The sequence below is a fragment of the Acinetobacter sp. 231_lipA genome (assembly GCF_058243005.1).
The window spans coordinates 3,000,439-3,020,746 of sequence record NZ_JBZAYU010000001.1 but is presented as its reverse complement, the minus strand read 5'-3'; the positions used below and the strand labels follow the sequence as shown (position 1 = coordinate 3,020,746).

Annotated in this window: 11 protein-coding genes and 3 pseudogenes; 5 read left to right on the top strand and 9 right to left on the bottom strand. The window is 34.3% G+C overall.

The features are described from left to right. Window positions 1-9 precede the first annotated feature (9 nt). From AC4CUX_RS14720 to AC4CUX_RS14710, 3 pseudogenes are all read right to left on the bottom strand, one after another. A pseudogene (locus AC4CUX_RS14720) lies at window positions 10-384 on the bottom strand (IS30 family transposase); the annotation flags it as partial. Continuing rightward, window positions 381-941: pseudogene (locus tag AC4CUX_RS14715) on the bottom strand (transposase); the annotation flags it as partial. The pseudogenes AC4CUX_RS14715 and AC4CUX_RS14720, both read right to left, overlap by 4 nt. A 143-nt stretch (window positions 942-1,084) precedes the next feature. Next, a pseudogene (locus AC4CUX_RS14710) lies at window positions 1,085-2,176 on the bottom strand (IS4 family transposase). A gap of 569 nt (window positions 2,177-2,745) precedes the next feature. Here AC4CUX_RS14710 and AC4CUX_RS14705 point away from each other — a divergent pair. The 5 genes from AC4CUX_RS14705 (at window position 2,746) to AC4CUX_RS14685 (ending at window position 9,018) form a co-directional block, all read left to right on the top strand. Further along, window positions 2,746-3,171, top strand: a complete 426-nt coding sequence (locus tag AC4CUX_RS14705; RefSeq protein ID WP_004776956.1) for a hypothetical protein — start codon at window positions 2,746-2,748, stop codon at window positions 3,169-3,171. A gap of 187 nt (window positions 3,172-3,358) precedes the next feature. After that, on the top strand, window positions 3,359-3,493 hold the full coding sequence (locus tag AC4CUX_RS14700) for a hypothetical protein (RefSeq protein WP_265596413.1): 135 nt from the start codon (window positions 3,359-3,361) through the stop codon (window positions 3,491-3,493). Between the two features lie 109 nt (window positions 3,494-3,602). Further along, entirely contained in the window at window positions 3,603-6,020 is a 2,418-nt protein-coding gene (locus AC4CUX_RS14695; protein ID WP_490747787.1) for an Hsp70 family protein, read from the top strand. 2 nt (window positions 6,021-6,022) lie between these two features. Further along, window positions 6,023-7,189 (top strand): 3'-5' exonuclease, encoded by a 1,167-nt coding sequence (locus AC4CUX_RS14690; RefSeq protein ID WP_490747788.1) that lies wholly within the window; start codon window positions 6,023-6,025, stop codon window positions 7,187-7,189. Further along, window positions 7,189-9,018 (top strand): hypothetical protein, encoded by a 1,830-nt coding sequence (locus AC4CUX_RS14685; protein ID WP_490747789.1) that lies wholly within the window; start codon window positions 7,189-7,191, stop codon window positions 9,016-9,018. Before AC4CUX_RS14690 ends, AC4CUX_RS14685 begins: the two co-directional genes overlap by 1 nt. Before the next feature lie 300 nt (window positions 9,019-9,318). Here the strand turns inward: AC4CUX_RS14685 and AC4CUX_RS14680 are convergent, their stop codons facing one another. The 6 genes from AC4CUX_RS14680 to AC4CUX_RS14655 form a co-directional block, all read right to left on the bottom strand. Then, complete coding sequence (locus tag AC4CUX_RS14680) at window positions 9,319-11,640, bottom strand: DUF262 domain-containing protein (protein ID WP_490792491.1); 2,322 nt, start codon at window positions 11,638-11,640, stop codon at window positions 9,319-9,321. 1 nt (window position 11,641) lies between these two features. Continuing rightward, entirely contained in the window at window positions 11,642-13,669 is a 2,028-nt protein-coding gene (locus AC4CUX_RS14675; RefSeq protein ID WP_004679599.1) for a DUF262 domain-containing protein, read from the bottom strand. Between the two features lie 2 nt (window positions 13,670-13,671). Further along, window positions 13,672-14,073: a hypothetical protein gene (locus AC4CUX_RS14670; RefSeq protein WP_490747792.1), complete on the bottom strand. Its 402-nt coding sequence runs from the start codon at window positions 14,071-14,073 to the stop codon at window positions 13,672-13,674. A gap of 512 nt (window positions 14,074-14,585) precedes the next feature. Continuing rightward, window positions 14,586-17,870, bottom strand: coding sequence for a type I restriction endonuclease subunit R (locus AC4CUX_RS14665; protein ID WP_490792490.1), 3,285 nt, complete (start codon window positions 17,868-17,870; stop codon window positions 14,586-14,588). A 92-nt stretch (window positions 17,871-17,962) separates the two neighbouring features. Continuing rightward, window positions 17,963-19,099 (bottom strand): restriction endonuclease subunit S, encoded by a 1,137-nt coding sequence (locus AC4CUX_RS14660; protein WP_490792629.1) that lies wholly within the window; start codon window positions 19,097-19,099, stop codon window positions 17,963-17,965. A gap of 36 nt (window positions 19,100-19,135) precedes the next feature. After that, a protein-coding gene (locus AC4CUX_RS14655) for an IS3-like element ISAba22 family transposase (RefSeq protein ID WP_490792489.1) occupies window positions 19,136-20,301 on the bottom strand; the annotation gives its coding sequence in 2 pieces (ribosomal slippage) (window positions 19,136-20,043 and window positions 20,043-20,301; 1,167 coding nt in all). Window positions 20,302-20,308 lie beyond the last annotated feature (7 nt).

Here is a 20,308-nt window from a genome sequence, read left to right as displayed (position 1 = left end):
CTTTTATTATCAGGCGGATTCAAGCGGCAAGTGCAACAGGATAAAACCAGCCATAACTTCACTCGGTGTATACCAACCTAGTGTTTTTCTAGGACGATGGTCGAATGCAAATTCTATCTGCTCTATTTGTTCGTTTGACACGTCATCAACCGATGATGATTTTGGCAGATATTGACGGATTAAACCATTCGTATTTTCATTTCTAGCTCGCTAAATAGACTTATAGGGATCAGCAAAATACGTCTCTATGCCGGCATCAGTAATTCTTTTGTATTCGGAAAATTCCTTGCCATTATCAAATGTCACACTATAAGCATGGCTCATTCGTAAACGATCTTATGCACAAGTAATCGTTTGAGAGGATGCTCTCGTTGACCCTAAATGGGCATTGTCCATTTTTCAGAAGCCTGTTGAATGCCAATATATAGCAATTCCAGCAGGCTATTTTCATTTGGGAAAGCTACCTTAGTTTTGGTTAGTTTCCTGAATTGGCGATGTACTGCCTCAACCGGATTGATGGTATAAATCGGCTTCCTTACAGCTTTTGGATATTTGAAATAGGCACTAAGCAAATGCCATTTTTCACGCGATGAACGAATGACTTTCTCGTATTTATCACCCTATTTGGCTTTCAGCTCATCTAACGCCATTTCAGCTTGTCTGTAATATTGGTAATAGCACCCTCGGAAATATCCAGTGCATACATATCCGCAATATGTTTTTGAATATTACGGTAGTTCATGCCGAGTGCAAATAGCGAAATGACTTTACTATCGATCTCTTCAGAGAGTTTGGTTTTTCTTGACGAGTTGAGGCTCAAAATCACCGGTACGATCACGAGATGTTTCCAACTCAAATGAACCGGAGGATGATTTTGCGGTCTTGCCAGAGTAACCATTCCTGCGATTGGATGGTTGAGGATTTTCTTCCAGATAGTTTTCACACCAAACCCAATAACTAAAGTTTTTATCGAATTCCGTGCTGTTATGGATTTCACCAGAGCTAACTGCTTTGAAAAATTACACCAAGCCTGACAAGCTGCCTCCACAATTATTTCATAATTTGCCTCTGTACACGACAAATTTCACAGACCCCTTATCCTATCAGGCTTCTGCTTTCTTAAAATTGCCAGAATTTCCTTAAACTCTGCTTTTTTCCCAAAACCAATTAAACGCTGAATCGCCATTTGAACATAGTCTAAACCATAGCGAAATAAACTCATTGACAGTCGTCCATGCTTCTTTATTTTTATCGCTTTTTTTTTGATCATGTTGCCATTCACCCGTTAAGTAACACCAACAGAAACTTATAGCTAACACCGCAATCAATTTTTTCACTCGTCTAGGGTCTGTCAAGCGTGTATTTTCAAGATTAAACCCGCGTCCCTTGAGGCAATTGAATAAGGTTTCAATTTCCCAGCTTAATACATAATCCTCAATAGCATTGGCATTAAACTGAGGAGAAACGACGAGTAAAAGCTCTCCATTTTCTAACTGTAGTGCACTTATATATAGTTTCACCCGACCAACCAAAATCCGTCGTTTACGACATTCAATTTGACCAACTTTAAGATGGCGAAATAAATCACTAATTTTATGATTCTTTCCTAAATGATTGGTGACAATGAAGTTTTTTTAACACGAATGCAGAAGTTGATGTCTTGTTCAATTAACCATGTAAACCACTGCTCACCGATAAACTCTCTGTCTGCGAACACATTCACAATACGGTCTTTACCAAAAATGGCTATAAAGCGTTGAATCAAAGCAATGCGCTCTTTCGTATCTGAATTTCCACGTTTATTAAGTAATGTCCAAACGATAGGTATCGCTATTCCACGATAAACGATCGCAAGCATCAGGATATTAATATTTCGTTTTCCCCATTTCCAATTGGTTCTATCTAAAGTCAGTTGCACTTTGTCGAATGAAAACATATTGAAAATCAACCGAGAAATTTGACGATTATCAAAATACTGACCTGCAAAGAAGCGCTGCATACGTCGATAAAATGATTGTGGTAAGCACTTGATGGGCAAGGCTTTAGATGCAGAAGAAAGATTGCATGTTTGCTTTAAAATGATCGCAAGCATGATGAGCGCAAAGCACTTTAAATGTGAGTTGTTCCATTTTAAAGATTTGTTTAAAATAAGATATAACTCATTGGGATGCGTCATAGTATTGGTCGTTAGAAAACAATTATTGTGACCATTATTTCAATGAGTTATCTATTTTTGTCGTGTACAGAGCATTTTTTTATAACGTTCAGTATGATCAGTAAGCTCATTCATCCGAGCTTGGTTATATAAATCATCGTAAAATAATGTCATATGAAATTTGGCTTAGATAAAGATTCGATATCCAGCTACTTTCCATATTTTTCATCGTATTAACATGATTCAACTTATAACTGAATACTTAATTTATTATCATACCTAAAACCATAGGAAATGAGGTTTTACAGATGTTTCCATGTGCTAGTGTTTTTAGAATTTAGCTATATCGACCATTTTGATTAAGAGAATGTATTCTTCTCGTTCTAAAGAATTTAAGAAATCATAGATAATATTTTTTATAAGATGACCAATTGGTTGTACGATAGATTTTAGGGGGCAGGTTTATGCATTTTGAAATTATATTACTGAATAAGCCTTCCATTCTAGGTTTATGAAACAAAGCCTTTTTTATATTAAATAAATATAATAAGATACTAAATATATTTTCAATTATATCAGATCTAGTGCATATGAACTTTTTAAAAAAATTAAAAGATAAAATACATGAATTAAGACAAGAAACAGAAAAATGGCCTGAACAAGCTCAAGCTCAAGTAGCTGAAAATAGGATAAAAAGCGAACAGTCTCTGATGAAAAAACGCTATGAATTTATGAACTTTTGGTTACAAACTAAAAATTTACCTCTGTACAAATCTATGGATATATTTTTGGAACAGTTTGAGGAAAAGCAAAAAGAATATCTTTTAATTAAAGAAGAGTTTATAAAAAAAAATAAAAATTCTTCTTTAACTCAGGAACAAAAAGATTTTTTTATAGATCATAATGATATTTGGCTACCATTTTTAGCTAGCCAGGATGGCCTTATTGAATTACATGATTGTATTATAAATGATTTTATTAAAAAATATAACATTAAAAAATCTGGTAACCATTAGAATGGTTTTTAATCAAAAAAGAAATAATGTTTAAGGAATCATAACTACAACAGCTGTTAAAAATATGTGACAGGCTGTACAGCTGTGATCACAGCAGAACGGCTTTGTTGCATAAATATATAAGACTATGATTTTATTTAATTTATTTTTGGATTGAAATTTAAACAAATCCTTAAAAATCAGTATCTTGAAGAATTTTTATGCAACAAAGCCAGATTGGTTCAATAAAAAGCGTGTACACAGTGCACTGGGTTATGTATCGCCTTTTGAGTTTGAAGCAATGTACTATGATAAGATTAACCCGTTAGGTCAGGTGGCCTAACTTAAATAAAAAAGTCTCCGACAAACCCGGTACGGTTCAGCTTACTATTGAATAAAACCTATAAGAACAACATAATAGATTTATTCTCCTTCAAAAAACCTTAATTAAAATGCCTATAGAACATTCTTCCAATACAAATTGGCTTATTAATCAAAATTCAGAAAAAAACCAACTTCCTTCATATCCCAATAAGCTCTATATTGGTATTGATTTTGGCACATCCACAACAGTTGTAAGTCTGGTAGTCATTACTGAGAACTCCGTTGAAAAAGTAAAAACACTTACTCTTAATCAACCTGATGAATATGGTGCGACCATACGGCATCACCTAGTGAATACAGTACTTGCGTGGCGAAATAAAACTCTTATTTGGGGCCAAGATGCATATCGATTAAAATCGCTATTAACTGAAAGTCGCAATGTCTTTTCATCATTTAAAATGCGCTTAGGGTTAGCAATAGGTCCCACTTATCCATTGACCGCTCTATCTGAGAGCAAGGCTCAGCCTTATATCATTGAGACAGCAGAAGATGCTACTCAAGTTTTTTTTAGTAAGCTTTTAGAAAGTATTAAGAATGAAACTGGAAATTCAAATTTGGAAAATTACAAATTTGCTTTCTCCGTACCAGCCTCATTTGAAGCTAATCAAAGACGTAGTCTATTTAATAGCTTGGAAGAATGTGGGATTGTTCAGAATCAATGTTGTTTAATTGATGAGCCTAATGCCGCATTTTTAAGCTTTGTATATGATTGTACTAGAAATAATGCTACACATCCTTTTTTAGAAAAACTTAAGTCTAGACCAACAAACATACTAGTGTACGATTTTGGTGCAGGAACATGTGATGTGACAGTTCTTCAAGTTGATGCTTGCAACAACAAGTTTTCATCAAAAAATTTGGCAATTTCAAAATTTACGGCTCTAGGTGGCGATGACATCGATCGAGCAATTGCCAAAAATATACTATTACCTCAACTTTTAAGAGAGAACACACATTTCAAACCCGATTCAAGAGATATTTCAGAAATTGTCATCCCTGTTTTGCAAGCGACAGCAGAACAATTAAAAATAGCTGTTTGCAAATGGCTTAAACAAAAAAATATAAATCAATTTAGAAGCTTAGATCAATATTCCAGCGAAATTTTCACTTTACATTCTCTGGAAGGAATTAAAGTCAGAGACTCTAGATTAAATTTAACTAAACCGTCTATACGCCTTGATGAGTTTAAAATCATTATGGATGATTTTGTGGGGATGTATGATGGTATACACACACCAATGCATTTATCCTCTCCGATTGAAGATGCATTATCTAAAGCAAATATAGAACGTGAAGACATAGATGGTGTTCTTTTCATCGGAGGAAGTTGTCTTAACCCATTAGTGCAATCATGCGTAATGAATTACATGAATGAGTTTTCAGATGAAGTTGAAGCTATCTTACCTAAGGATGTAAGAGCTCATGTTTCTCTCGGAGCTGCAATTCATTCATTTAGCTATCATGGTCTAGGAATTGATTTTATTAGGCCTATTGTTTCAGAAGCTATATATATCATCACCTCTCATGAGCATTTGGAAACAATCATACCAGCATCAACTGAGGTTCCTACCCCAGAGCCATTCCATACTCAACTAATAGTCACTCGTGATGATCAAACCATTATCGATTTACCTATTTGCGTAGGAAGCAAAAATAAACTTTTAGGCATTTTGACTATAGAGACAGAAGATGATTATTTTAAGCAAGGAGCTATCGTTGATGTCTACGCCAATATTAATCATGAAAAACTTCTTAATGTTGAAGCTGTAATTGATGGTATAAAAGTAAACACCTCTATTCTAAATCCTCTAGCCAATAATACTTTAACAAAAGTGGAAGAACATATGCTTCGAGCAAAGCAAAAGTTTAATCAAGCACTTTTAGATTATAATGGTCGCCCTCCCGTAGATATTGCCGTTGAGTATGCCTCAGCCTGTTCAGAAGCGGGAGCATATGAACTAGCTGCAGATCTATACATCGCTATCGAACGCTTAGATCGTAATGCTAATCACGCTACTAACATTTGTTATAATTATGCTCGAGCCGGTAAATCACAAAAATCTAATGAATGGGCCGAAATTGCCTACAAACGCTCACCAAATGCTGTTAATGCGTTTAACATTGCTTGTAAGTCATACGGAGAAAAAGAGGAACTCTATCTTCGCAAAGCATTAGAACATGATCCAAATTTCACCTCCGCTTTATTAAAACTTGGTAAAATTCTTAAACTTCGAGCTGATAAAGAAGGCACTATTCTTTTAGAAAAAGCCCTCTTGTTACTTCAGGATGAAATATATACTAGCTCTGTACGTATCAGAGATTGTGATGACCTTATTGAAGTTTGTGACATACTTGAAGATTATGAACAGCTTAAATCTACAGCAACTGATATGAAGAAAAGAATAATCCATGAGAATAAAGAGATATATTCCTCTGAAAATTTAGTATCTAGTCTAAAACCAAATCTAGGCATGAAAGAGGGTTAATTATGGCTTGGTGGATTAAAAAGCAAAATTTGAGTGAAGAGCAACGCCAATACATTCTATCAATTAAAAACAATTTAAGTCATGTTCATTGGGTTCGAGGAGCTGCTGGTACTGGAAAAACAACAGTTTTAGCAGCTTTAACACAAGAACTTAAGCTTGAATACCCTAATGCTTCTTTTTGTTATTTGACATACACACACGCTCTTAAGGATTTAGCAATTAGTGCCTTTAAAGAAGAGAATGTGGAAGGTGTACACTTCCTTACACATACCAAATTTTTAAAAAATAATTGGCCATGCGATTTCGTGTTTCTTGATGAAGTTCAAGATATTTCTGCTGAAGATTTAAATACAATCAAGAAACTATCAACCCATTTAATTATTGCTGGTGATTGTGCCCAATCTATTTATGAACAATCGGCTACAGAAACAGAAATTATTTCAACGGTTAATCCATTCCAGCACGTATTAATGATTATTCATAGGCTTACAGAGTTTTTAGCTAAAATTGCTTTCAGCATTTTACCTAATAATCATTTACTTAGTGGAAAACCAGGAAACACTTTAGCAAATACAACCGCTAGATTGATCCAATTCGAAAATCAAAATCAAGAATTTATTTGGACAGCGGAAGAAGCATTAAGTAGAGCTAGGCCAGACAAGCCTAGTTGTATATTGCTATCACATCACAGAGATATTACTTCGCTTATTCAAGTGATTATCCAACATTTTTGTTCTAAAAATGCTGATGAATTGTTTTCTTATCAAGCAGGTAAAAGTGACCGATATGATTATAGACAAGTAAATACTTATTTAAGAGAAAATAACATAAATATTAGATACTTAGGCAATGACTTTGGCGACTTTAACGAGATGCCATCAAAGCCAATGGCATACCTTATGACGTATCATAGCTCAAAAGGTCTAGATTTTGAGCAAGTCTTTATTCCACAATTAAATAGTAATAAAGATATTGTCAAACCATTTGTGTTGGAAAAAAATCCAGATTTAGATAAGCGTCTGCTCTTTGTAGCAACTACGAGAAGTCGATGTAATCTGTTTATGAGTTATTATACCCCCTCTCCGCATAAACTAATTCAAAATCTTCCAAATATTACTCAAATTAAATATCAGCCTAATCAAGATGATGAGGATGAGGAGTTCTTTTAATGATCAATGGTCAATATATTGTTCTTAGCTTTAAAGAATGGAATAACTGGATCGCTCAAGGCTTATTAAAAATACACAGTTCTAGGATTCAACCTTATTTGAATACTCAACAGAGTTTTTTTAATCTCATGAATACTGCGGCTGATATTACACATTTAGATGATAATGAGTATATTCTTGCTGAACTATCTAAATCATATTCATCTTCTACTTATCAATCTGAAAATACTTTGGCTAGCTATATTGGTTTAGAAGCCGTACAACAATTTTATGCCTTAACCGAGCGGGGAAAAATTGCATTAAACTATAGTGCAAACAATCTGCAAGTAAGCTTAGCCACTGATCCACTAATAGCACAATTTTGGGGAGCATATCGCTTAGATCAAAAAACGACACTAGAACATGAGAAGGCAATCAAATTTACTGCGCTCATTTTTGAAAATCAAATTTCAAAAGAGCGTTTAATGAGCATTATCAATAATGAAACATTAAACCAATATTTTAACCCAACCAAATACAGCCCCGCTCGCCTTCATGCACAAGTACATGACGAACAAACACAAAAAAATCTTTTTTCCTTAGAAAGTTATGAAAAAACTAAAGCTTATGCCGGCATGTTTACACGTTTCTTGTTTAACATTGAAATCAATGATCAACAATTAACTGAAAAATACAAACAGATTTCGAAGCGATGTGGATCAAGAGAATATTATTCTAATGATTTAAGAGTAAAACAAACCAAAGATGAACTCACCTTAGATTTTTTGTCTGAGAAAATTCTGCAAGAAAAAACTCTAACTGAATATATACTCCTAGAATCGAATATTAAGCATTTGCCATTGCTTGCATTATCACTCTACTTTCATTATGAGATGTTAATTAAGCACGAATATTCATTAAATTTAAGTGCATTAAAGGCCGATCTTTACCGTCTTGATTTCTTTTATACACGATCAGAATGTAAAGAATATAAAGATTTGCCGTATTTGGTGGCTTTTAGCATTGGCAAGTTATTGCCATCTGAATTTATTAACACACTTTATTACTATAAAACAAAAGCCTATCCATGTTTTAAGGCGACTCATCAAACCGATTTAGAACAGGCTTTGCCAAGCATTGCTGATGAAGAGTTTCTAGAAATGACATTAAATCAACTAAATGAAAGAATTTCTAAAACTTGGACTGAAGTTCAGCGTAGCTTTCAGATGTCACAGATCTCCGACGTCACACCTACAGAAAAAACAGAAGACGTAAACGCTTCGAATATTACTCAACACACAGGATCAGCAAACATCACTCATCCATCAGAAAAGCATTTGGACACTAATCCACAAACAATGCCAATATCCGAAACAACTGATTTAAGCGCACATTCTGAGGTACAGAGCAGTCCATTAGTAACACCACCTGTTGTAACAGCAACTCAATCACAACCAGTCGATCAGCAACCCCCTATGCCAATACAGCAACCTGAACATCCAAAGCCACAAGCTTCATCAAGGCCAAACCTACAAGAGCAAATCAGTTTAATTGTAGAACATCAGATAAATGAGGAATCGCTACCGGTATCAGCAGCTGATGAGACAATGGCTATGCCACAAAATTCGCTTATTGAGCATTTAATACGATTGTTTAATGACCCAGAAATTCAAGATCTTAAATCTTTGATAGAAATGTTGAAAAAAGATTCCAAATTTAATGACATCACCACTCAAGGCAAATTAAGAGAACGATTAGTTACCGAAGGTATTCTAAATCCACAGGATGCACCTAAAAATGGAGACAAACTTTTTAATTACATGAAAAGAGAAATAGCTAAAAAGTCTTAGTTTTAACTGTGTGTTTCATTCTTCGGTACCCACTATAATTTTCTGAGAGATCAATCAATATATGAACTAAAGATTACTACTGTAATCTTTAGTTCAATATTGATTGAGAAAACCAACTCAATTCAAGTTGCTTTTTATGCCAGTCTACAATCCTATAAAGAAGAGAACTTAATAGCCTCTTCTGAGTTTGAAGCAAAGTACTATGATAAGATTAACCCATTAGGTCAGGTGGCCTAACTTAAATAAAAAAGTCTCCGACAAACCCGGTACGGTTCACTTTTCTATCTGCTTAACTTACTCTCATGCAACTTCTTGTACTTCAACCCAACTAATTAGTTCTTTTTCCAAATCTATAACTTTTGCATATTCCGGTCTCATCAATAACTCGGCATATTCAGATCCGTGCTCCTCATTAATTACTGAATCTTGCATTAGGAAGTCATTTTTAAAAGAACCTGCTTCAAATTTTACTCTTAAAATAGGTAAATCCTTTAACTTTACAATTAATGAAGGATTTTCACTACTGGTAGCAACTTCGACATACTGTACTTTAGATTCGTCGAAACCTATTTTAAGCAGCTTTGAATATAGAACATATGTTCTTAGTTCAGCATGAGCACCATTCATTTGTCTTGAACTTAATAAATAAATTTCGTTTTCATTATGGAAACGTATCTGATATTTTTGACAATATTTAATAGTCTTAGGTTCTTTAATGAAATAGCTACGCCAGTCTTTAACCTGGCTAATATTATTTGAAATAATATTTTTTAAGCTTTCAAACTCACTACCTTCATTGATTTGATTTAGTAAAGTTTTAAGCATTTTACGTCTGTCTTTATCTTCAAATACTTTTCGCCAATTTTCATTTCTTTGTCGAACAGTATTAAAAACTTGTCGCCCAAAACTCCAGTTAGATCCATCCTTTACTAAATAATCTCCGATGCTTAATAAGCTTCTATGGAAAATATAATCTTCATCTTTAAGGAATTTATCAGTAAAAATTTTACTGGAGATTTCTGCATACTTCGTGAATATATCCATAGAAACATTTTGATTCCCCTCATCTTTGGCATAATCAATTAAAAAACTGATTTGCCCATAGAAGTAGTCATGTTTTTCATACTTTCTAAATAGTGATTTCCATGCTGCATTATGATGTATTAATTCTGCTTTTTCTATTTCATGCTCAATATGCTGTTTATCAAATGCCGTAGTAAGTTTTTTAAATATTTCACTCGTCTCAGTCAATGAACGGATTTTATCTAAAATATTGTTTTCAGAAATTTCAACTGCTAAATGATTGATTGCATCCAAAACACTAATTAAATCTTTTTCAGCATTAAAATAGTTTTTGGCATTATTAACTAATCTCTTTGTAACATTAAACCAATCATCGAATTGGCTTTCATTATTAATGTATGCATTATAAAAATAGAGAATTGCAAATTGTGCCTGGGCTTCATAAGAACTATCTTTAGAGTTAAAAATATTCAGTAAAATACCCTGAATATTTTCTTCACCACTATAGTTTTTTAGAAACTCAAAAAACCTATAAATATTTTGCATAATTTGTACTTGTGAATTCGCATTGCCCAATAGCACTTCATATTCATCTGTTGTAATAATGAGGTTTTTTCTTAAACGACTAACCAAACTTTTTTCATCTTTATCATATGTACTCTCTGTTTTTGCATTTTTAAATGTTGCTAATACATAACTATGACACAATAAGCAGGACTTAAAGAGCTGCATATACATCTCATCAAAGTTAAGATTATGAGGCTTGTTAGTATCCTTTGATTTACTTGAAAACTGTTTCAAGGTCCACAAATAATCCGTCCATTCGCGATCTATTTGATTAAAGAAATCTTTCCTAGTCTCATTATCTATAGATTTTTCTAAATACCCCTGTAACCAAGCTTTGAAATTCTCAAATTCAGTAAGCTGAACTCCCCTAGCGTTCATCTTAATGTAAAGCTCCTCACTCAGGGCAAAGTCATTCATTGGCAATAGATAAAAACAAAGTACTTTGTCTATTGTCAAAGCTTTCCATAATTCAATTGCAGTTATTTCTGAGTAATTTACTAATGCTTGAAACTGACTATGAATTTCATCCAATACCGTCAACATCGATATAACTGTAGGGTCTTTTTTCCAGATAGCTAGATACCAAGCCTCATTTTCGATCATTGAAGATAACTTATTATCTTCGGCCACCTGTTTTATCTGTATTTCATGACCATGCTGAATGAGTTCAGAAATAAACATTCTTGAACTAACTCGAGTTTGATAGGTAAATTGACTTAGATTTTTTTTAATTTCAATTTTTTGAAGCTTTTCTTCAGTTCTATTTGCCAGATACCAATGTAACAGGAATAAAGTCGTCAATCGCTGCTGACCATCCAACAATTCCAATTCATCCTGATGTAAAGCACCGTATATGAAGTCCAATTCTAATGGGACTGAGGAAACAAGATGATCAAATAGGTTTTTAATAAAGCCTTTTCTAATCTGTTCAATCTGACGATCATCTTTTCGACCTTGAGCATAGTCTCGCTGAATAATAGGAATAATGACTTTATATTGCTGTAAAGTATTCCATAATGTATATGTTGCCATGCTATTCTCCCCCCATTCCAATATGGTTAAGTTGAATACCATATTTATTAAAACAATTTATTAATGCTTTTTTATACGCATCCCTATCAGCAATACCCCATTTCAGCATTTGGTTTACATTTGGACTAAAGTACTTTGAAAACACTTGTTGAGATGCCAAAGGTATAAAACTAGTTTTCAAATCAGTTTTAGTATTCCCGTGTTCCCATTTTTGTTCACTACTAATAATGTCTTGCCGTTTAATAAAAAATGGAGCATTTCCGATCGAACGATTAATTTCATCAGGTAAAAGACATAAGTTATCAAGTGTATGAACATTTTCAGATGTATCACCTACAACGGCGTATAATTCTTTCAAATATTCAGTTTGCAAGATATCAGACTCATCCTTATTCGCTGCTCTATATCTATCCAATGCTGTTCTTAAACGGGCTTGATCTTCGCTAGGTACATTGTCAATAATTTTATTTTGGTCTTCAAACCAACTTTTTAACTTATCCTCTTGTGAGAGTTCTGGGCTTTGCTGGGCATGAATATGCTCAATATCCCATTTACATGCATAATATTGTTTAAATGGAAACCGTGTTCTTTGCTGCTCATGGCGATATATATTAAACAATGTTAATAATGAGATCAGTTTTGGCCGAGCATTACTACGTTCATAATCAATAGCCTCAAAAGCCAAAATTTCCTTATCTTCTTTTTTTTGCTTAAAAATAGTTTTAAGTTCTTCTCCAATAAAACCAATCAATATATGCTTAAAATTATCACGTTTAGTTTCCTTAGCCGCTTCCCAAAGGTCCTGTATCTTCTTATATTTCTGCCCGATTAAATAACCGATTAAATGATAAAGCCGATCATCTTGATACCACTCATTTAAGCGTTGAAAACCAGTCAGTACATCTTGCCAAATTAACTCAAGGGTTTCTTTAAGTTGTTCTTTGGAATTGACATCGCTTTTAAACTGGTTTGCATAATGAAGGAAAGTTTGATGATCTTGTTCAATGGCTGAATGTTCTAACTTAGATTTTTGTGCAATCAAATCAAAGATCAATTCAATACGAGTATATTTATTCGTGTCTTTGTGTGGGCTTAGAAAGGCCCAAAAATCATTATCCTGTAATGATTGTTCAATTAAATCCCACTGATTCGCCATTTCCATCTGTTTTTGAATAGCAATTTCTGGGATTTCATAAGCCTTAACTACATTTTGTAAAAACAAAGCTTTGAGTAATTCAGCATCTGTTAAAGGAATCTTACCTTGATTCAGGCGAGTAAAAATTTCTATAGATTGTTTTCTGAAATCTTCATTTTCATTATTACGAACTGCATACCAAATCACTTTAGTATTCTTTAAAAGCTTTGATTTCCAATCCTCACGGCTAAACCCAGCCTCTTCCTCTTTTTTCAAAAACCATTCCTGGATGGCCTTGTAAGCTTCAAAAAAATAATGACTATCAATTGTACTTAAGGGAATCTCACTAGCATTTTCAGGCAAATTAGATAATTGATTTAAAAACTCTGTGCTTTCTTTCCGGGTTTCATATCTTAGGTGGAAAAATTTGTCTTTATTCAGGTAACTTAAAATAATAAAAATTGTAGTCATACGTTGCTGACCATCAATTAGTTCCCAATAGTATTGGACATCATCTTGTAATTTTGTTCGCTTAACTACGACAGGTTGTAAACAATAAAAATCTGAAGATTTTTCAATCTTAAACTCATCAATATCATCCAATAATGCTTTAACCTGTTGGGGCTTCCATTTGTAGCCACGCTGATAACTGTCTACAAAAAAGTGTTTGTTTGTTAACTCCTCAATTCTCTTAAGTTCAAGAGAATTTTCTCTTTGCTCTAAATCATTAATTAGATGATTTAAAGAACTTTCAGCAATTTCAAATAAATCAGGCTTTTGTCTTAAAATTTCTTGAACCTTTAATAGTAGTTTTTCAGCTTGCAAGATTTTCTCCTCAATTTTAAACTTGTTGTAGAAATCAATATCCGCATCAGATTCTCTATATTTTGGCAAAATTACTCATTAAAATTGTTCTCTACATATACATAAAAATCATTTTCCACTCGATCATATTTAAAGGCTATGGTGTTACGACTCATCCATCGCTTTAAAAGTTTTTCGTAGACATTCGCTTTTTTCGTAGAGGTCGCACTAAAAGACCAATAATGAATATCATGCTTATAAATAAGCTCCTCAACTCTCTGACTAATCGCATTAAAAACTTTCATGGCAGGTAACTTTAAGTTGATATCTTCATATATGGGATCATCTCTAAATAGGGCTAATTCAGGATGTTTACGGTAATTGATCTGGACTCTGGCACGGGGTGGTCTATTTAAAGAAAAGGAAAAACTATAATGATCAAATTTGGGTATGTAGTGTAATCCATCAATCATTAAGTCTTCTTTCAAAATCATACGATATCCTGCGTAAAATGATGATGAATAAGATTAGTGTATATCCTCATCAAAATATCTTGAGTCTGTGCTGTTTGAAGGCTTTGTTGCATAAATATTTTTCAAGATACTGATTTTTAAGGTTTTTCCTAAAATTTTAATAAAAATAAATATAATAAAATCATAGTGTTAGCTATTTGTGCAACAAAGCCAAGCCAGATTAAAACTTCTTCCTGTATTTCAAGTATCCTAGTACAAAGAGAAACAATGGAGCAAAAATCACGAATTTCCTCAAAAACTTGTGATTCACTTTGTCGTAGTAAGTCACTAACATTTGATCCATAAATGGTGCTAAAACAGTTTCAGGTCTTGTTTCAAAATAGTGGTTTAACCGCATATTTAAAAGAATTAAAACACAAAGACTAAGAATCAAAAACATCAAAGGAATGAGCCATACTCGCCAATAAGTCGTAATCACCCATATAAAGGTTTCAAATTCCTGCTGTAGCCAATGCATAACTCTCACTCCCAAATTAAGAATACATCTGCCTATTCATAATTAAATCACTATGTGTAAGCACATAGTCAAATATGTCATCCGCCTTCGCTTTACGATCTTCGAAATTAAACGTTTCCCATGACAGGGCATCAGTCAAAATAATTTCAGAGTTTAAAACTTCCAGCAATTGAGCTTTATTACTTTCTTGGTTGATCCAATTTACACCCTGCGATAAAACAGTTTGAATTTTATTCAACAAATCTTGAGCAATTTTTTTCACTGCTTTTTCTTCTTTCTCAGATAAATTCGGTTTCTTCAATTTATCGAATAGTGTGAGCTCTAGATCATTATCTAGTTCTTCTCTGACATAGCGAGTTTCTTCTTCAGACAAGTCCTCATACACTTTGATCAGCTCTTCAAAAACCTTTTGAATCGTCACATCAGAAATGTCTTCATTAATTTGCGTAATGATTTTTTGGTAATCTTCATGGAACTTCGCACGATCACCGTTTACAGCAGTGAGACGAGCTAATGCTTTTTCAATACGCTCCTGAAGCTCCATCAACACCGTTCTCTTATGTTTAATTTTCTCAAACTCAACTTTTAGACGGTGAAAATCAATGGCTGACAAGTCGTATTCTGCATCCTTTCCTTTCTTATCCGTTGCTTCTAAATGATGATTTACATAATTCTGAATCTGTCTTAGTTCTAGTGTAATGTCAGAACCTTCTTCACGCTTTGATAATCTACGATAGATCGCCTTTAAAGTATTCAGGTCTGCCTGATACATTGAAAGTTCATCACAAGGTAAAAGATTTTCTTTACGTAAATCTAAGTCATTAAACATAGTAATAAACGTTGCTTTTACCTGCTTGGTAACAGATAAAGCCTCTTTACATTGCAAGAGCAATTCCAAGCGATCTTCGTCTTTAGCCGACTTCAATGCTTGATAAGGAGCTTTCTTAGACTCAACATATTTGATTAAATTTTTCAGATATACACCAAATTCGATAAGCAACTTCCGTTTATCACTTAAAGGATCTGCTTCTACCTGTTGTATTTTTCCAGCAGAATTTTTACCCGTTGAGAACACTGCCAATGCACGTCTTAAACTTTGAAGCATGCCGTTATAGTCGATGATCGTCCCTTGCTTTTTACCTGGTGCAACTCGGTTAGCACGTGCAATCGCTTGCATCAAAGTATGGTTTTGCATCGGCTTATCAATATATAAAGTCGATAATGACTTCACATCAAAACCAGTGAGCCACATTGCACAGACAATGACAAAACGTAATGGATTATTGCTATCTTTAAACTCTTCATCCAACTTACGCTCTTGCATTACTTTACGATGCTTTAAAATATCTAAAGGCTTGCCATTGTGGTCATTAAACTTTGCGACTTCTTCAATTTCGCTTTGTTCACTACTGACCACAACCGCAAATTTGGTTTCTTTCATCCATGCTAAATGTCTACGTTTTTCCTCTAAGATATCTGGATCATGACAATGAATGATTTCTTCTTCTGCAAGCTCTTTCTTTTGTAACTCAATCGCTAACTGCCACTTTTCAGTAATCAGCTCATACATTTTCAAGCACGTATTACGGTCTAGACATACCAACATGCCTTTATTACAAGGTGATTTTTCCGTACCCAGCAACCAACGCTCTTTATAATGATCCACCACATCTTGCGCTACGATTTTTAAACGCTTCGGTGACGTTAAAATATTGTAGTCATCACTAGCCTTACGAACTAGTCTTTCGATATCTGCTTCGCTTTTGCCCTTTTTCTTCGCATCATCAATCACTTTCTGAATACGTTGATTTAACTCATCAGGATTGGCAATACTCAGCTGAGCACCATGATTTTCGTAAATTAAGGGTACAGTCGCACCATCTAAAATGGCACGTTTAAAGTCATAAATGGAAACGTAATCACCAAACCATTCTTTGGTTTTTTGATCTTCTGGAGAGTCCATTAAAGGCGTACCAGTAAACCCTAAATATTTAGCATTTGGCAGTGCTGCTCGCATATTACGTGCTAAATCACCATACTGACTACGGTGTGCCTCGTCTGAGATCACAATGATATTATCCGCAATACTATATGGCTCTGTCACAAGCTGATTAAATTTAAAAACTGTACTGAATATATATTTATCATTCGAGTTCGTAAGTTTTTTACGTAGTTGATCGCCACTGACTGCCTGATCATTCACCTTACTGGATTTACCACAGTCACTATAAAGCTTAGAGATCTGATCATCTAATTCAATACGGTCAGTGATAATCACAAAGCGATAATTCGATGAAATTTTTCTTAATACTTTTTCGGTAAAGAAAAGCATTGAAAAAGACTTACCGGAGCCTTGGGTATGCCAGTAAACCCCTAATCGACCTTCATTACGCTCTTTAATATGCGCTGGATCTTGGCTAATCAATCGTTCAATCACACGATTTACACCTAAGTATTGGTGATTTTTCGCTATGATTTTAATAGCTTTATCACCCTCTCCTTCAAAGGTAATAAAGTTCTCTACTAAATCAAGTAATCGTGTTTTGTCCAAAATTCCAAATAACAATCGCTTCAGTTGATTCGTATTGGCTGCTGGCTCTGGATCATCTTCATCATTTCGTTTCCACTGACCATAAAACTCAAGTGGTGATGTAAATGTCCCATATTTCGCTTCTTCGCCATTGGATAAAATGGTGATTGCATTAAAGTCAAAGAGTTGCGGAATTTTATCTTTGTAGTCTGTTAAATTTCCTTTAAAGGCACGATTAACGTCAATATCTACCCCTTTAAATTCAAAGAATACCAACGGCAAACCATTTACAAAGCAAATGAGGTCTGGGCGTCTACGCTCTGAGGTTAAGGTACTTTTTACCCATAGTTCATCCACAGCATGGTAAATGTTGTTTGCGACATTATTAAAGTCAATGATTTTAACCGTGTAGTCTTTTAACTGACCTGTCTTAGGATTTTTTGCCTGTGTTTTATGCCCGACTAGCAAATCTTGTTCATAGCGGTATCTGTTTTCAGCAATTGCATTTGCGTTGTAGCTACGACGATCTTTAAGATGTTTAATCGTGTTTTGAATGGCTTCTTGAGGTACATCAGGATTCAATTTTACTAAGGCTTGCTGTAAATCATTGAGCAAGACCACTTGTTGTTCAGACTCACGTCCAAAAATACTTATGCCTGATTTCCATTCGTTATCATAGGCATGTGTTGTACGCCAACCCAATTGTTCTTTCAGAATCTTGATGGCTGGTTTTTGAATCAGATTTTCTTCGGAGTATTGTGCGTGTGCCATAATAAAAATTTATAAAAATTAGTAAGTTTCTGTTACCCAATTTAGCATAGGACGTTGAAAAAAACCTGCGCTGACGCAGGTTTTTTTGAGGATTATTCAATACTTGAAATTTTGGAAACATCGAGTTCACCTGACATAAGTCGAGGTAATAATATTTCCTTTAAGTCTTGTAACTTCTGATTCTGAATTTGCAGGATATGCATTTGTTCATACATTAGCTCCACAACTTCATGAAACTTATCTAATAAGCTTTTAGGCGGAAGTAAAAACTCATAGTCTTCAAAGTCTTTATACGTCACAGCAGGATATGCAGCTCCTTGTGCAACACTGGTTAGATAACCACAAAAATCGTCACTTGCAGCTAATGCTGTTAAATACGTAAATGGAATTTTTGTTGGTCTTAATACCGTAAATCCTGTTGATACTATTAAGTGACTCTGAGGATTTTGAATTAATGCATATTGTTTTCGGTTAGGACGAACACATGACCAAATCACATCACCATGCTGAACTTTTCGTTTTGCTCGACCTGGTGCATCATCAATATGATATTGAGTGAAAGATTCAATTTTCCCTTGTCCCACTGATGAAATATCTACGTATAATATTTCATCTAGTTCACCTTTTTTTAAAGTCGAAGGATTTGTACTTATAACTTCTTTAAGAGATACATTTGTCCACCCTTCAGGAATACCATCAACAAACTTGACCTGTTCATGGTTTGAGAATTTAAAGTTGATAAACCACTCGTGATATAGCTTCTCAACCATTAACTTATGGTGATCAATCAAATCTGAATTACAAACTAACAGATCATCAATTGTTCCTAATACTCCAACTATTCGATTTTGAACATCTAACGATGGACAAGGTATCGGATACATTAGTAATTTTTCAAGATTCAAATTATCCTGTGCAGCACCTTGAGAAATTTTCTGTAAATTTCTCTGAAATAAACTATAAAAATACTTTACGTATTTCACATTAACTTTTGTTTCATCAGCAATAAAACCAATAATACTATCCGGAAAACATGCTTCCATATCTAGTATTGCTGTATCGGCAATATTTGCAGCAATCGTGAGACACAACGTTCCTTTTGGCCATAATTTACTTTGAGCTAAACCCTTTTCATTATATGTTTGAGAATATTCTCTAATGTACAACTCAGCCTTTTTTACATCTGCTGTTTGAATGAATGGATACTCCCCTCCATATAAGCTTGATATACGCTGAATTATCAGGAGACTTTCCCTTGGGAGATTCTAGGCAGCCAACTTATAAAAGTCTTCGGCCATTTGATTTGGTGTCTTAAAACCCAAACCCTTTTGAATTCTTCGATGATTATAAAATAATTCAATGTATTTTATAATATCTGCTTTGGCTTCTTCTCTGGTTTGATAGTTGTAATGATGCACTAACTCATTTTTCAGTATTCCCCAAAAGCTTTCAATCGGTGCATTATCGTAACAGTCTCCGCGCTTGCTCATTGAACCTTGAAAACCATATTGCTCAAGTATATTTCGATATTCATGGCTGCAATATTGACTTCCTCTGTCTGAATGCACAATCAGTTCTTTGGTTGGTTTTTGATTGTGAATAGCCATATTTAGCGCATTACAAACAAGCTGTGTTGTCATGCGCTCATTTAAGCTATAGCCAACCACTTGCTTCGTGTAAAGGTCTTTTACCGCTGCTAAGTACAGCCATCCTTCAACAGTCCATATGTACGTAATATCACTTGACCATGCTTGATTTGGTCTAGTCATTGAGAATTGTTGCTCCAGCAGGTTTTCATAGATCGCTCGATTATGGTCACTATTCGTAGTCCTTTTAAAACGCTTGTGTCGCTTACAATACAGGTGGTTCAGCGCTTTTATCTGACGTACAGCGTACATACTCATTTTTATGCCCTGAGCTTGTAAGTATTTGGTTAATCGAATATAACCATAGCTCTGCTTTGTCTCCTCATGGGCTATTTTCACCAATATCGTCTGTTGATTTCGTTGAATCGTTCTTTTGCTCACGCCTCTCTTGAACCAATCATAAAAACATGAAACTGAAACATGAAGTAATCGAGCCATTAAGGTAATTGGAAAAGAATATCTTTTTTGTTTCATATAGGCGTACCTTACTGACTTTCTTTGGCAAAGTACGCTGCTGCCTTTTTTAAAAATTCACGTTCCATTTCAGCTATTTTGAGCTGTTGTTTGAGTTTTTTATTTTCTTCGAGTAGAGCGTTTAGATCAGGTGAATACTGTTTTGTACCTGCTAAAGTTCCAGCCTTTGCTTTGGTATTCCAATTTGAAAGAGTTTGCATTGAAATGCTAAGTTGTCTGGCTGTTTCCGAGACATTGCCTTGATTGGCTTCAATTAATTTGATGGCTTCAGCTTTAAATTCTGTGGTGTAAGTCTTGTGTTTCTTGCTCATGGTAAAC